The sequence below is a fragment of the Hyphomonas neptunium ATCC 15444 genome (assembly GCF_000013025.1).
Lineage (GTDB): Bacteria > Pseudomonadota > Alphaproteobacteria > Caulobacterales > Hyphomonadaceae > Hyphomonas > Hyphomonas neptunia.
Map to the genome: position 1 here is coordinate 1,526,653 of NC_008358.1, position 13,540 is coordinate 1,540,192.

The 13,540-nt window shown below is 60.6% G+C and carries 13 protein-coding genes and 1 pseudogene; 10 read left to right on the top strand and 4 right to left on the bottom strand.

The features are described 5' to 3' along the window. Positions 1–581 precede the first annotated feature (581 nt). The 6 genes from HNE_RS07400 (at position 582) to HNE_RS07425 (ending at position 5,858) form a co-directional block, all read left to right on the top strand. The gene (locus HNE_RS07400; protein ID WP_011646509.1) at positions 582–1,148 is read left to right on the top strand and encodes a sigma-70 family RNA polymerase sigma factor; all 567 of its coding nucleotides are present in this window, start codon (positions 582–584) and stop codon (positions 1,146–1,148) included. A gap of 102 nt (positions 1,149–1,250) precedes the next feature. Beyond that, a complete protein-coding gene (locus HNE_RS07405) occupies positions 1,251–3,737 on the top strand; it encodes a serine/threonine-protein kinase (protein ID WP_011646510.1) in 2,487 nt (828 codons plus the stop codon). Between the two features lie 130 nt (positions 3,738–3,867). Continuing rightward, positions 3,868–4,215 carry a hypothetical protein gene (locus HNE_RS07410; RefSeq protein WP_148205839.1) on the top strand — a complete coding sequence of 116 codons (348 nt, stop codon included), beginning with the start codon at positions 3,868–3,870 and terminating at the stop codon, positions 4,213–4,215. Positions 4,216–4,270: 55 nt separating this feature from the next. Then, complete coding sequence (locus tag HNE_RS07415; protein WP_011646512.1) at positions 4,271–4,747, top strand: hypothetical protein; 477 nt, start codon at positions 4,271–4,273, stop codon at positions 4,745–4,747. A 68-nt stretch (positions 4,748–4,815) separates the two neighbouring features. Then, positions 4,816–5,280, top strand: coding sequence for a hypothetical protein (locus HNE_RS07420; protein WP_011646513.1), 465 nt, complete (start codon positions 4,816–4,818; stop codon positions 5,278–5,280). A gap of 14 nt (positions 5,281–5,294) precedes the next feature. After that, positions 5,295–5,858 (top strand): hypothetical protein, encoded by a 564-nt coding sequence (locus HNE_RS07425; protein WP_011646514.1) that lies wholly within the window; start codon positions 5,295–5,297, stop codon positions 5,856–5,858. A 68-nt stretch (positions 5,859–5,926) separates the two neighbouring features. On the opposite strand, the gene HNE_RS07430 is transcribed toward HNE_RS07425, so the two are convergent. Both HNE_RS07430 and HNE_RS07435 read right to left on the bottom strand, forming a co-directional pair. After that, entirely contained in the window at positions 5,927–6,493 is a 567-nt protein-coding gene (locus tag HNE_RS07430) for a DUF3558 domain-containing protein (protein WP_011646515.1), read from the bottom strand. Positions 6,494–6,533: 40 nt separating this feature from the next. Beyond that, positions 6,534–7,337, bottom strand: coding sequence for a hypothetical protein (locus HNE_RS07435; RefSeq protein ID WP_011646516.1), 804 nt, complete (start codon positions 7,335–7,337; stop codon positions 6,534–6,536). A gap of 132 nt (positions 7,338–7,469) precedes the next feature. On the opposite strand from HNE_RS07435, the gene HNE_RS07440 reads away from it, so the two are divergent. Together HNE_RS07440 and HNE_RS07445 are read left to right on the top strand one after the other, a co-directional pair. Next, positions 7,470–10,598, top strand: a complete 3,129-nt coding sequence (locus HNE_RS07440) for a hypothetical protein (protein WP_011646517.1) — start codon at positions 7,470–7,472, stop codon at positions 10,596–10,598. A gap of 105 nt (positions 10,599–10,703) precedes the next feature. Continuing rightward, positions 10,704–11,390, top strand: a pseudogene (locus HNE_RS07445) (IS6 family transposase); the annotation flags it as partial. Positions 11,391–11,534: 144 nt separating this feature from the next. Here the strand turns inward: HNE_RS07445 and HNE_RS07450 are convergent. Further along, on the bottom strand, positions 11,535–12,152 hold the full coding sequence (locus tag HNE_RS07450; RefSeq protein WP_011646518.1) for a TetR/AcrR family transcriptional regulator: 618 nt from the start codon (positions 12,150–12,152) through the stop codon (positions 11,535–11,537). 80 nt (positions 12,153–12,232) lie between these two features. Here HNE_RS07450 and HNE_RS18340 point away from each other — a divergent pair, with 80 nt between their 5' ends. Together HNE_RS18340 and HNE_RS07460 are read left to right on the top strand one after the other, a co-directional pair. After that, positions 12,233–12,724 (top strand): DUF1772 domain-containing protein, encoded by a 492-nt coding sequence (locus HNE_RS18340; protein ID WP_011646519.1) that lies wholly within the window; start codon positions 12,233–12,235, stop codon positions 12,722–12,724. Next, positions 12,721–13,152 carry a DUF4345 domain-containing protein gene (locus tag HNE_RS07460; protein WP_148205841.1) on the top strand — a complete coding sequence of 144 codons (432 nt, stop codon included), beginning with the start codon at positions 12,721–12,723 and terminating at the stop codon, positions 13,150–13,152. The genes HNE_RS18340 and HNE_RS07460 overlap by 4 nt, the downstream gene beginning before the upstream one ends. A 177-nt stretch (positions 13,153–13,329) precedes the next feature. Here the strand turns inward: HNE_RS07460 and HNE_RS19105 are convergent, their stop codons facing one another. Continuing rightward, the gene (locus HNE_RS19105) at positions 13,330–13,464 is read right to left on the bottom strand and encodes a GSU2403 family nucleotidyltransferase fold protein (protein WP_148205970.1); all 135 of its coding nucleotides are present in this window, start codon (positions 13,462–13,464) and stop codon (positions 13,330–13,332) included. Positions 13,465–13,540 lie beyond the last annotated feature (76 nt).

Genomic DNA, 13,540 nt, shown 5'->3' on the forward strand with positions numbered 1-13,540 from the left:
GAAAAATGCTGAACATTTTGCTGCACAAACTGCTACACAGAGAATTTGGTATGTATAATAAAAACAAAAGGTTATATCGGAAACTTGGCGGTGAAGAATCCCTCCCTCTCCGCCACACCCCCCCTCATTAGTGCATTTGCTAGTGCATTCCCGTCCGTCGCTCGGCCTGAAACGATCTGTAACCGGACGATCCGGAAAAGGCGCGATCGTGTCAATAACCTTATGATTCTGTTGAACTAATCTGGGCCAGATGAAACGCTGTGAAACAACGGCTTACGGTTCTTCCTCTCCCTCGTCCATCAACGTGGCGCGACTCACTAAGCCTATCTGCATCACCATCTGCAACAGTTTCATGTGTGGCGGGAAAAGAAATCAAGAGGCTGCAACCATTACCAGCGACCTGCACCCCGAACGCAGCGTCAGGACGCAGGTCACGGTCTACCGGCCCCTTTGTTCGGCTCCACGGTCCTTTCAGGGACCTGGACAGTTCAGATCACAACCGCTGTTCTGGACTTGCGTGCGTAAGCCACGGATACTCTCTGATACACACAAGGGTTTTTATCGGTTGAGTGGAGTGGGACATGTCCAGAGCGATCAGAAAAGCGGTTCCGGATCAGGCCCAGCGGGACCAAAGCTGCCGGCACAAGCTGTCCGCCGAAGCCTATGACCTGCTGCGCGCCATCGCATCGCGACAACTGCGGGGGCAGAGGCCAGGCGCGACCCTGAACACCACGCTTGTTGTCCATGAAGCCTGGATGAAGCTGTCCTACGACGAAAACCGGCAGTTCGTTGACGAGGATCATTTCCTCGCCACGGCTTCAAGGGCGATGCGCCAGATCCTTGTTGATCATGTCCGCCGCAAGCTGGCGGAGAAGAGAGGCGCTGGCGCTGTTCATGTGCCGATCGAGGGGCAGCAGGTCGCTGAACCCGATGCAGAAGTCCAACTCATGGATGTAGAGGCTGCGCTGGTTCGACTGGCGCAGCACGCCCCCGAACTTGAGCAGATTGTCGAGTGCCGCTTTTTTGCGGGTTACACCGTCAACGAGACGGCCCGAATTCTTGGGCGGCCGGTTCGTTCAGTCGAACGCGACTGGTCCCGAGCGAAGACTTACCTTGCTGCCTATCTGAAGTCGGAGGCGAACAACTGAGTGGCGGAATTCGAGGCCCCGTGCCGTTAAGCACTGTGCTGCACGGAGAGCAGCAGAATTCAGTGCAGCGCAGGGATTGGCGCAGTTCGAGGGTGGAGCGCGATGAAACACATCGAGGCGATTTGGGATCGACTTGATGCCGCGTTCGCCGCCGCACTCGATCTGCCGCCCGAAAGTCGCCAGCCATGGCTTGAGGAGACGCTGTCCGATGATCCCGAGACTCTGCAGGCCATAAAGGCCTTGCTAGAGGTTGAGACCGAGAGCGCCGAGCAGTTCGACCGTCTCGAGGATATCAGGGACCGTCTCCTCGCTGAACTCTCTGGAACGTCAAAGGAGGCAAGCGAGGGCCTTCAGGTTGGCGCGGTGTGCGGCGCCTGGAAAGTTGCCGGACGTTTGGGTGACGGCGGCTCGTCCGTCGTCTATGAGGTCGAAAGAGCGGACGGACGGTATGAGCAGAGATGTGCTCTCAAGGTCATCCGGTCCGATCATGCGGGACGTAGCACTGACGGATTCCTGAGAGAGCGGCGAATTCTTTCCGCGCTCGACCATCCGGGGATCGTCCGCATCCTCGATGCGGGGGAAACGGAAACCGGCGCGCCATGGCTTGTTATGGATCTCGTGAGGGGCCGCAACATCGCCGACCATTGCCGCCATGCCGGGCTCTCGCTGAACGAGCGGCTGCGGTTGGTTATGGAGGTTGCCGAGGCGCTGCAGTCCGCCCATTCGCGGCTGATCATTCACCGAGACATCAAGCCTGACAACATCGTGGTGTCGAAGGATGGAAGGCCGCGCCTGCTGGACTTTGGTGTCGCAAGCCTGATGAACGGAGAGGACAACCGTTCAGCCCCCGCGGCGATGACACCGAACTACGCCTCGCCGGAGCAGCGCTTCTTTCAGGAGGTGACAACGGCCAGCGATATCTACCAGCTTGGACGGGTGCTGCACGAGGTATGCGAACCGTGTCATCCGCTTCGCCCACAGGTTCAGGCGGTCATAGACGAGGCGACCCATCAGGAACCCGGCGCAAGATACCAGACCGCCGCTGGCTTTGCCGAGGACCTGCGCCGCGTCATTGCCGGTGATCCTCCACTTGCAAGACCCGAGACGCCTATGGAAATGGTCAGGCGCCTGATCTGGCGCCACAAAGCGCTGACCGGCCTCGCAGCTGTGCTTGTGCTCTCGGTCGGGGCTTGGGTGGTCACCCTCAATGTTCACGCCAGGCAACTTGACGAGCAGCGTTCGCTGGCACTGGCCGCAGCAGATCGGGCCGAACGAGGCCGCACGGTGCTTCTTGACCTGTTCCGGCGGATGGATCCTATCCAGACGGATGGGTCGGCGTCGCTGCCGGGCGGCATTCAGGACATCGTCGGGCCGGTTCTGGCCAATGTGCGCGAGCAGCTTTCAGATGATTCTCCGCTTCAGGCTGAACTCCTTGCTTGGGCCGCATCGCTGAGCGAGCGTGCGGCTGATGAGGATCAGGCGAGGATTTATCTGACGGAGGCGATCGACCTTCTGGATCAGGCGGGAAGTGCCGACACCAGCATCCATGCCGACCTCATTGCCTATCGCGGTACGCTTTCCATTGGCGTCGGCGACTACGCCAGCGGGGAAGCTGACATTTTCAAGGCGCTTGCCGTTGCCAGACGGGCCCCGGTCGATGACAGGTTTGCCCTCTCGGTAATTGTCAGGGCCGCTCTCTCCCGGAATGGTCAGTGGGCCGAGCAGGCGTTGCTGTTTGAAGAGGCGCTGTCCAGGCTTGGGGCGGGGGCGGCAAACTCGGAGATCGAGGTTCGTTCAGGACTTGGACGGGCTTACCTGGAGCTCGGTCGCATGGACGAAGGCAAACGACAGGTCGACATGGCGCTTGTCCGGGCAGAGGCGGTTTACGGGAGCGATCATCCGCGCCTCGCCCTGCCGCTGTCGGTCAAGGGGCAATACCTGAGACGCCAGGGCGACATGGAAGCGGCGATCGAGGCCGGTCGCCGCGCCTATGAGCTGTCGCGTGCCGCGTTCGGCGCGGGGTACAAGTCGACCCTTTCCCACCAGAACAATCTGGCGCTGGCGCTGGCGGATGCGGGGCAGCTTGATGAGGCCGCGACCCTCCTTCTGGGGTTGGCGGAAACCTATGCCAGGCTCGATAGCGACAGTTCGCTTCGCGCCGGAGAGGCCTTTCAAAACCTTGCGACCATTCAGATGCGCGCCGGGCGCTATGAAGATGCGCTCAATTCGCTGGAGCGGGCGGCGACATCGCTGAACGAGTCTCTTCCCGGCGATGCCCCGCGCCGGTATTTTCCGGCGCTTACAAGCTCTGAAGCGCTGCTCGAACTCGGGCGGTTCGATCAGGCGAAAGTGCAGGCCGAGGCCGCATTTAACGGGCTCTCTGCAACCCTTCCAGCGGGGCATTTCGCGATCGAGATTGCACGTTGCCGGGTTGGTATCGCCCTGATCGGGCAGGGCCTGCGCGATCAGGGCGAACCTCTCGTCTTGAGGGCCCTGGACGGGCTGTCGAATTCGGCAGCTGTACCACAGCGCCACTATACGTCCTGCGCCGAAGCCGAGCTGGAAGGCAGACTTCGCACAACTCCCTGAAACTGGGTGGCGGGAAACCACCCGCATTTGCGTTGAAGCCTCAGAAGGGAAAGTTGGAACCAACAGTTCCGGGCGTTTTCCCGAACGGTGCCGCCGCCAAGTCGGCGCAACGCAACTGGAGGCAATGCGCGTGATCAGATTAATCGCACTCATTCTTGGTGTCGCTGCGGTGACGTTATTCGCCGAGGCTCAGTCGGCAGGTCGGAAGTCGGGATCATCCGAGGCCGTTGAAGAGCGGGAACGGGGTCTGGGAGCGACATCGTCGCAAGGCGAGGCGAAGCCGAAACGCGGCGCGTCGGCCACAAGTGAACTCCGCCGCGGAGAAAAGCCCTCTGAAGCCAGAACGCTTCCAGGTGACATGTATGAACCTCGGAGCCTCGATCCGGAAACGCTGCCTGGCGACATGTACGACACTGCGAAGCCGGATCAGACGAAGCTTCCAGGCGACATGTACCAGAAACCCGAACCACAAGGGTGATCCTGCGTCGCCGCTTGGCAGATATCGAGAGTCCTGAAGAAAGGGGTTGGAAAGCATGACCAGAAATTTTGTCGTCGCCGCCGGCATTGGCGTGTTCATTCTGTCGGCCTGTCAGGCCACGGGCGTGAAAGCCGGCAGTGTCGATGTCGTGCCTCAGCTGGGGTCGGAAGTGGTTTTCTCGCCTCGTGTACTTGAGCGGGACGGTTACTGTCTGGCCGGCTTTGCGGTGACCTATCCGGAGGATGTCGCGCCGCACAAACGCCAGATCCGCGTCACGACCCGATGGTCGGGGGATGTCGTCGACTATCCGCTGCCGATTCCGCCGCTCGGAGGGCCTGACCGTTACACGGAGAATGGCGATGGAACCGTCACCTTCAATGGCATGGTCACCGACAGCATCATGGCGTGCGATCCTGAACTGGCGGCGCGCACGCTGGCGATCGGTCCCTGTGTTGAAGGCGCGTGCGTGGCGGCCCGCTTCGTTGCGAACGCGCAGACCGCCGGGCTCGGGATCGACGAGGCTGAATACTGATGCCGACCGCACGTTTCACAGATTATCGGGCGACAGCTGTGCCCCCATTCGAGCGGAGGAATTCCATCATGGCCGACACTCCAGAACGGCGTCGCCGGGTGCGATGCCTGGGAACCATTTCCCTCGCGGTCAGCATGCAAGCGCTGGTGGCCTGTGGTCAGGCGGAACCGGAAAGCGGCAAGTTCAGAGGGACACTGGACAGCGCAAGCTGCACAATCCTCGAGACCTTGCTGGAGGATATCGAGCGCGGTCTGGATGATGTCGCACAGGGCACGGGCAGCCGTCGGCCGACCTCGGGCGTCGCTGTCTATGCCAAGGAAGCGCGCGACATCGCTGCGGACGGAGCCCTGCCAACCGTCGTGGAAGATGCCTTGTTCGCGATCAGGGCAGAAGCATCATCCAAGTACTTCTTTGCAGAGGGGGCAGCTGTGTTTCTGGAGCAGGGTCTGATCATCGAGGAGGCCATGCCGAAAGTGTGCCGGGGAAGTGCCACACCGGGGCTCGGACGGTTTTCCGGAACCTTTGGCGAATGATGGGGTGGCGTATCATGATGAGCTTGCGAAAAGTGCGGGGCGGTCTTCGTAACTCGGGACTGATCTTCCTGGCCGGAAGCGCATTGTCTCTCGCTGCGGCCTGTTCTGACAGGTCAGCGCCTGAGACATCTGAAGGGAGCGCTGCGCAACCGCAGGCGGCGGAGTGCGGCGGGCTGCTGAGCCGGTCCGACATCGAGGAGGCGTTTGGCGGTGCGCTGTCGGTTCAGAGCACCACGGTGGCCGCGATGGGAAGCGAAGTCGCCGGATGCCTCATCATGATCGAGGAAGGCATCAACAACCGTCTGAACCTGACGGTCGGTGATGCGGAGGATTATCAGACCCGCAAGGACTCCCAGTCGCGTCAGACCGGTGGAACCCGGGAAACCTTCGATGCCGGCGCAGAGGCGCAGATCTACAACGGGATATACGCGATCGCGCTGCTGGAAGATGGCCGGTCCATCACGATCGGGCTGTCGCAGAAAGCGGTGGAAGAAGAAATCCTGCTCACACCAGACCAGAGCGGGGCTGGAATCAAGCTCCTGACAGAACGTGTCGTGAGCCGCCTCGAAGCCCGCTGACATGCAGATAAAGCCTCAGGCTGGGTGGCCTTGCGGGGGGGCATTCGTGCCCCCCGTTTTTTTCGCCATTAGAGACGGTCCAGCGCCTTCTGGGCGATCGTCTGGACGCCGATAGAGACCTGCTCGGGGGACATCGGAAGATCATCTCCGAACACGAAGAGCTGCAGCGCGACATTGATCGCGCGTCCTTCGGCGTCGATAGCGATCACCTGTGCATTGTTGATGACATACCCTTCCACGCCGACACCGACGTCTTCCATCTTTGCCGATCCTTGCCGAACGTACTCCTTGTAGGTCTCGCGCCGGTTCTCGAAGGCTTTACGGCTTTCGGCCTGGAGGATGAACTCGCCCTCGTAGCCTTGCACGGTGACGGTGCAGCTGCTGCCGCGACCGCGATAACCAGAGAGGTCGCCGAAGGTCAGATGTCCGCCGAAGGCGTCGGTGAGCTCCTCCCTAGTGAAGAGATCGCAGTCTCCCCATTCCCGTTTGGCCTCCGGTTCGGGCACCTTCGGGGTGCCTTGAGCCGTTGCCGGTTGCGCGCCGGGCGCGTCGCTTTCCCGCGCATCTCCGCCACCGCAGCCAGCGACCAGAAGCGAGAGGCCAAGGGTCGCCAGGCTCAATTTAAGGGCGTTCATGATGCTGATCCTGTCCAATGAATGATGTTCGTTCTGAGAGCTACCAGGGCAGGACCTTGCGAACCGCCTTGCGGGCCTCGTCGCCAGCTTTTCTGCGGACCTGACGGTCGGCCTCGCGCACGGCTTCACCTGCGGCGTCGCGCGCCACATCGCCGGCATAGTCACCGACGGGGTTGCCTTCTGTGTCTTCAGCGCCCGGGAGCTGCCCGGTCATGCCGGGATACCCCATGCCCATGGTCATGACCTGATAGTCGGACGGGACCTCGAACAGCGACTCATGCTGGTCCTGAAGTACGAGATCGGCGAGGTCGTAGTTGAAGTTTCTGTCAGCTTCGCCCGGAGCACTACCGGTCAGGCGCATGCGAACGGTGATGTTCTGCGGTGTTGTCCAGACATCGCCTTCGGTCTTGCTGCCATCCGCCGCTGTGCCGCTGATGATGTAGCGGTTGGCGCTGACGCCGTTGACGGTATCGGGGCCCATCAGGCGTTTTTCGAAGCGCAGATCGCTCTCGTTGCTGTACTGGTCGAGCGGCGAGGTCACCTGGTCACTGCCCGGCGCGAGTTCGATCGCCATGCGCTCGCGTGGCATCAGGGACCAGATGAGGTTCCGGTCCGTCCGCCAGATCTGGATGATCTGCATGCCGTCAACGGTCATCTCGGTCCGGGTTTTTCCCGGGCTGGAATAGACCAGCTGCGTGATGGTCGTGCCCTCCGTCGTGAAGGTCCGTTCCGCCTGATAAGGACTGGTCGGTTGGCCGACGATCGCGATTTCCTGCGCCCTGGCTGCGTTTCCGGCGGCGAGCAGGATGCCCAAGGCCACCAGGCTTTTGAGTGCGTGTAACATCGGTGTGATCCTCCTGAGTTGCGGGGCACGTCAGCTCCAACAACGAAACACTGCCAGATTCCCCGCCAGATTTGTCCACTGGCGGATCGAGGCCGCCTTTTGCGTTGAAGACGCAAGGGGAAAGGATGGCTCATGAGCGACTGGAATGTTTCGCGGCGCAGGCTGCTGAAAACCACGGGAATTGTCGGAGGCGGCATTGCCATTCTGGGTGCCGGTCTTCTGGGGCTGCGTGGATGTCAGGGCGAACTTGAAGAGGGCTCCGTCGACAGCCTTGCAGGTCCCGGAAATGCGGCTGGTCCCTATCCGGTCTGGCGGGAAATGCAGGCGCGCTTGCGGGCCAGTCCAGATCATGCGTCGGGCCGGGCCGCGGCTCTGTTGGAGGCAGGAGATGTCGCGGCGCTCCAGCGCTTCGTTCGAGACGAGATCCGTCTCGTGTCAGCCCGCGGGGATCGGTTTCAGTTGGGATCTGCTGTGCGCTGGGGGCGTCGAGCAGCTCTGCGAGCCGGGGCCGGAACGGCGCGCGAGAAAGCCGAAATTCTGGCCGAGCTGATCCGCAAGACGGGGCGGGAGGCGGAGGTTGTCGAGACCGGCACGCTGGCCCGTGACGAAGCGGCGGGCGTGTTCTTCCGGGATATCGATGCAGAATTCGATCCGCCGATCGAGCCGGGCACGATGGAGAACTGGAGACGGCGACTTGGCGAACGCCCGCCCGAGACGGTGACGGCGGACCTGCGTGAACAAGAAGACAGGGTTGTGGCGACACGCGACGGACTTGCCGGGCTGATTGAACAGCAGGGCGTGCCGCGCGACTGGAGCCGCTACGACGACCGGGCCTACGGACGCGTCCCTGTTGTCCGGTTTCAGGAAGCGGATGGCCAGGTTCTGTACGCCGATCCCGTGAGGCCAGGCGCAGGCATTGCAGCCACTGTGGGGCGGATACATGAAGCGTCGCCCCAGGAGGGCATCTTGCCGGTCGACGTCTCGCTTGCCTTCACAACGATGGATGAACCCGACAGTCTGGTGCAGATCGCCAGAGGCCAGTGGACCGCAGAGGATGTGTGTGGCCGCCAGGTGAAAGTCGGGTTCAAACCGGCGCAGGGCATGGCGGAGCTGCTGGCATCGCGAGTCGGCGACTTGCGAATCTTCACGCCGTTCCTGTCGATCCAGTCGCTCGACGGCGAGGACATCGCCATCGAGAAGGCAGTGGTCATGGGTAAGACGTTCACCTTGTCCGGCGACGTCCTGTCGGTCGATGACGGTGGGGCGGTCACGCTGAATGGCGAGGGCGCAGGTCCGGTCGCGGCGTCAGGCCGGGCTGGCGGCGTTACGAGCATGGACATCAAGGTCGATGCCACGCGCTATCCGGATATGAGACTTCTGGTTTGGCCGCGAGATGCGGACGGGCGGGTGGTTGACGGGTTGAACTCCGGCGACTTTGCGGTTTCCGATCAGGGGCAGAGCATGCCGCATCTGCTGCGTGTTCAGAACCGCGCGCCGCGCATCCTGTTCCTGTCGGACTCCTCGCTTTCGATGCCGGGCGAGTTTCGTGGCGACAAGGGAGAGGCGATGCTCGCCCTCATGGATCGCGTGCGCGAAGCGGCGCGACAGGTGCATCCGGAAGCCTCGGTTACCGTACGTGCGACGAACTCAAACCTCTGGGAGAACGTCCTCAAGACGGTCGGCACGCAGGTGCACCTGATCGTCTATGCGACAGACGGACACGTCAAGGGAAGGATCCCGACGGACGAGGAACGCGCGCCGCTCGCGATGGGGCCGAAAATCATTGCGATGAATGTGCGCGGAAACCTGGACCGGCTGCGCAGTCGGCCGGAAAGCAACGTCTTCGATGAGATGGCGGCGCTGACGAACGGTCAGGCGCTGGACGTCGTTGATGGGGATGCGTCGGCCATCGAGGCGGCGATTGTCGAGTTCCTGGAGCTGGAGGGGCGCGATCTGCCCTACCAGCTTGGCTATCATGTTCCTGGCGGCGAGACGGGTATCCGGTCGGCGCATGTTTCCCTCGGCGCGGTCGAGGGCACCGCTCAGTATGAGGCCGCTGCTTCGCTTCTGCCGCCAAGCGTCCTGGCGTCGATCCGCTTGAAAGTACGCATTGGCGATCGCGAGGTCGAACGCGTGATTGGCGGACACGCAGGCCATGGGCCGGTGTTGCAGGCCGATATTGATCATCTTTGCGGCGCGGTTCTGGGAACGCACCTCCTGGCGCTCGAGGGGCCTCCACCGTCTTTCTCCACGATCATGGACGACGTGCTGACGGCGCGCCTGTCGCTCGAGAAGCTTGATCGGGCGGCGGCCGAAGAAGGCGGCACGCTCACCGTTGGCGCAGCGCTGGAGGAAGGGCATCACGTGCTTCCGGGAGAACTGGCGACGCTGATGATGCGGACGGGGCCGCTTGCGGGGGAGGATTTCTGCTTTGCAGAGCAGGGCATGCGCTGCGTGTACTATGCGTCCCATCCCATCCTGAATGACGACCGGATCATCACGCGCATCGACATCATGCCGACGTCGCGGACATTCTTGATCAGTGCTGACAGCAGCGAACTGGTTCCAAAGGTATTGGAGGCAGGGTTGAGACTGGCGGCGGCTGAGGCGGCGTTGTTCCCCGTAGGAAACACGTTCGACTTGCTGCAAGGCAAGGCGCTGGGAGCATTCAGTGCGGATCTGCATGCGCAGAACGGCCTCTCTGCGGAGCAGATCGATGCATGGGATGCGTCCGAGGCGGCACTTGAAACGATATTCCCGCGACCAGGTCACTTGCGTTTCTGTGCGCAGGATCAGTCAACTGCAGCAAGCTGGGTCGTCGATCTTGAGACGGCCGAAGTCTATGCGCTGCTACCGGACCTGAGTGGGGGCGGGGAGAGAGCACCGCGCATCGAGCAGCAGCTGGCGGAACTCGACCGAGTGGTTTCGATGCTCAACCTGCTCTCGCAGGGCGTCGGAGCCGCTGGCGTCCTGAACCCGGTCGGCGCGCATTCGCTGGCGATGGTTGCAGCCTACGGACAGAACCTCGCAAGAATCTATGCGGCGGCTTCGATGGGCATCATCCTGATGGACACCAGGGGTATCGAGCCTGCCGTCAAACTGGCCATCGCCAGCATGGCCTGCGAGAATGTGAAGAGCATTGCGCTCGGCGTTTTTGGCGCCGCAGGAAAGTCGGCAAACCGGGCGGTCGAGATCTTCTCGATGGCGGAAAGCGTGGCCGGCGCTGCGGGGGCGAGTTCGCCGTTCTCATGCCCGATATAGACTAAGGGGGCTGGGGGCCTGCTTCAGCGCGAGAGGTCTCTTTCGACGGTGATGTCAGCGGAATCGGGTCTTGAGGCGGTCGGGCAGGGCGGTTAGCCCTGAAAAATGAGCAAGAATCCCTTCCGCTACTTCAAGACCTCGGCCGAAATCATCCAGCTTGGCGTGCTGATGTATGTCCGATTCCCGCTCTCGCTCCGAAACGTCGAAGACCTCCTGCACGAGCGAGGCATAGATGTTTGCCACGAAAGCGTCGGTCTTTGGGTAGATCGCTTTTGAACATACTTCGCAGATAAGATCCGTAAGCGGAGGTCCCAGGCAATGCGGCGAGTCAGGCAATGGCGCTGGCACCTGGACGAAGTCTTCGTGAAAATTCGCGGTGAAACGCACTACCTCTGGCGCGCAGTGGAACACGAAGGGGAGGTTCTGGAAGCGTACGTCAAGAAGAAGCGAGACAAGGCTGCGGCGCTCAAATTTCTCAGATAAGCAATGAAACGCCACGGAAATCCCGAAGTCGTGGTGACTGACAAATGCCCCTCCTATCACGCCGCGATGAAGGTGATCGGGAGCGAGGGGCGCCAGGAGACGGGCCGGCACTCAAACAACCGCGCCGAAGATTCACACCAACCGTTCCGAAGGCGTGAGCGAGTGATGTCGCGCTTTCGGCGTATGCGAAGTTTGCAAAAATTCGCTTCAATGCATTCGTCTGTACACAACCATTTCAACCATCAGAGAAGTATCGAGAGGAGGGCGGGATTCAAATCGCTACGAGACGCCGCCCTTCGCGAATGGCGCGAACTTCTTGTTGTCCAGGACCTGCTGACCCGCGAAAAGCGGAGACGGGTTCGCATTAGACTGACAGCACCCGGGAAGGAGACGCTTTGCCAGTCCGGCAGCCACCCTCTGAGGGAAGATGACCTTCGGCAAATGCCGCGCAATTCACTCGGGAGTGGCGGAAATATAATCTGACCGGGGCGGTGCCTTAACGAAAAGCCGCTGCGCCATGGTGAGCGTCGCAGCGAGATATTGCGCTTGCGACCAGCCCCTTTCGATACGCAGGTTCTCCCAGTTTCTGACGGATAAAAGTGTCCAGAGGAGATCGCTGGCCTCCTTCACCGAGTAGTCCGGGGTCAGATGACCGTCTGCTCGCAGTGCCAGGATGGCTGCTTCACATCCTTCCCACATATCCTTCATCCGGCTTTCCCATGCCTGCCGGGCATCGGGGTCTTTCATGACAAGCAATGCTCGCGAAATGCCATAAATCTCGGGTATGTAGGTGCACCAGGCGGTAATATAGGCATCAAGACGTTCCTGGCCGGAGCCAGCTGTCCGGCTGGGCCGGAGGCGTTCATCAGCATTCTTAATATCGTCCACAAAATGGGTCGTCGCGATAAGCAGTTCGGTCCGGTTCCGAAAGTAGAGATAGAGCGTTTGACGGGTAACGCCGGCGGCATCTGCAACATCGCTTACCCGCACTTCCTGGCCATCGGAGTTTTCGAGCAGCGTGAGACAAGCACTCAGGATTCGATCACGGGTTTCGGGAACAGCGTTTGACATAATTCATGCTTCCATTTGACATCGTGTAAAATAGATGCATTTTACACGATGTCAAATCAGAGTTTATCAAAGGAAGCCAGATGCCTGCCCTCCTGGTGCCGCCTGCTACCTCGGCTGCCATTGCCTGCGCTCTGAGAGCAGGTGCGTTTCCAAGCTTTTCAGATTTCGTCACGCGGTCGCTCCAAAAGCCTGGCAGGCGAGGCGCTGTCGAAGCGATGCTACATGTAAACCGCGAGGTGTTCCGTACCCTGTTTATTGCTCTTCTGGTTGGAGGGGCAGCTATATCGCCCTTGATTGTGCTTATCGCGCTTCCCCATTCAGATAATGCTGCGCGCGTCTATGTTTTGGCTGGTAGCGCCATTTATCTTGTCGCCGTGTTTGCAGTTACGCTGTTGGGCAATGTGCCCGCAAACATCCCGCTCGACCGATTGAACAGGCATTCGCCAGAAGTAGTCGTCTATTGGCCAGCGTTCTATTCCGGTTGGACAAATTACAATCACATTCGAACGGTGCGCGCTGCCGCGGCTGTCATCTGCTACCTGCTCGCCAGTCTCACTCTGGCCGCTTCGTGATTGAGCCTGTTAAAAAAGGGAAACGCGCAATGCGAACAACGGTAACTTTGAAACTGATACTGACAGTCGCTGGTCTTGTCGGTCTTGGGGTGGGAATCGGCATGGTGTTTTGGCCCGTTGCCTTTCATGCTTCAGCCGGGATTGTGCTGGATGGGAATGCCAGTCTCATGAGCGAGATGCGTGCCTCCGGCAGCGCAGTGTTGGGCTCGGCGCTCGTCATGCTTTCGGGGGTGTTTATCCCGCGTCTGGCTTTTACCGCCACGCTGATGGCAACGGTTCTGTACATCTCATATGGCATCGGGCGACTGATGGGCATGGCGATTGACGGCATGCCCGAAAATACGATCCAAACAATTGCAGCGGCTGAACTGTTTATAGGGCTGGTTTGCGGAGCAGCTTTGTTCAGATATCGTTCGCTTTCCAAATAGTTTGAGCGGTGTATCTCGGCGCCCCGGTCAGGCGGGTCGCAGTCTTTACGAGCCTGGTTTGCTATGAGGAGCCGCGACCAGCGGCTTCGAGGAGCGCGTCGGCCAGTCCTTCTAGGCGCCGCCTGGCAACGAGGGCTTCAATTATCAAACGGGCCTGCATCAGATCTTTGTCGGATTTTACGGCGCTTTCGCCGGACTCATGCCGCGAGGTGAAACAATCAGTTTGTGTACGGCATAGCGTTCCGGGGAGGGGACGGTCATAATCGCGCCGTACTTGGTCAGCACGGCCGCTTCAATTGTCTCAATTCTCAGGGTTTCTTATAGTCTATGCTTGGTTATCCGTGATCAGGTGCAGCCCGCGCCAGACCTGTTTCAGGTTTTACGAGGC

Coding starts and splice junctions, on each gene's coding strand:
- HNE_RS07405 (WP_011646510.1), top strand. CDS start 1,251: ATGAAACACATCGAGGCGATTTGGGATCGACTTGATGCCGCGTTCGCC.
- HNE_RS07420 (WP_011646513.1), top strand. CDS start 4,816: ATGGCCGACACTCCAGAACGGCGTCGCCGGGTGCGATGCCTGGGAACC.
- HNE_RS07435 (WP_011646516.1), bottom strand. CDS start 7,337: ATGTTACACGCACTCAAAAGCCTGGTGGCCTTGGGCATCCTGCTCGCC.
- HNE_RS07440 (WP_011646517.1), top strand. CDS start 7,470: ATGAGCGACTGGAATGTTTCGCGGCGCAGGCTGCTGAAAACCACGGGA.
- HNE_RS07430 (WP_011646515.1), bottom strand. CDS start 6,493: ATGAACGCCCTTAAATTGAGCCTGGCGACCCTTGGCCTCTCGCTTCTG.
- HNE_RS07450 (WP_011646518.1), bottom strand. CDS start 12,152: ATGTCAAACGCTGTTCCCGAAACCCGTGATCGAATCCTGAGTGCTTGT.
- HNE_RS07400 (WP_011646509.1), top strand. CDS start 582: ATGTCCAGAGCGATCAGAAAAGCGGTTCCGGATCAGGCCCAGCGGGAC.
- HNE_RS07425 (WP_011646514.1), top strand. CDS start 5,295: ATGATGAGCTTGCGAAAAGTGCGGGGCGGTCTTCGTAACTCGGGACTG.
- HNE_RS18340 (WP_011646519.1), top strand. CDS start 12,233: ATGCCTGCCCTCCTGGTGCCGCCTGCTACCTCGGCTGCCATTGCCTGC.
- HNE_RS07415 (WP_011646512.1), top strand. CDS start 4,271: ATGACCAGAAATTTTGTCGTCGCCGCCGGCATTGGCGTGTTCATTCTG.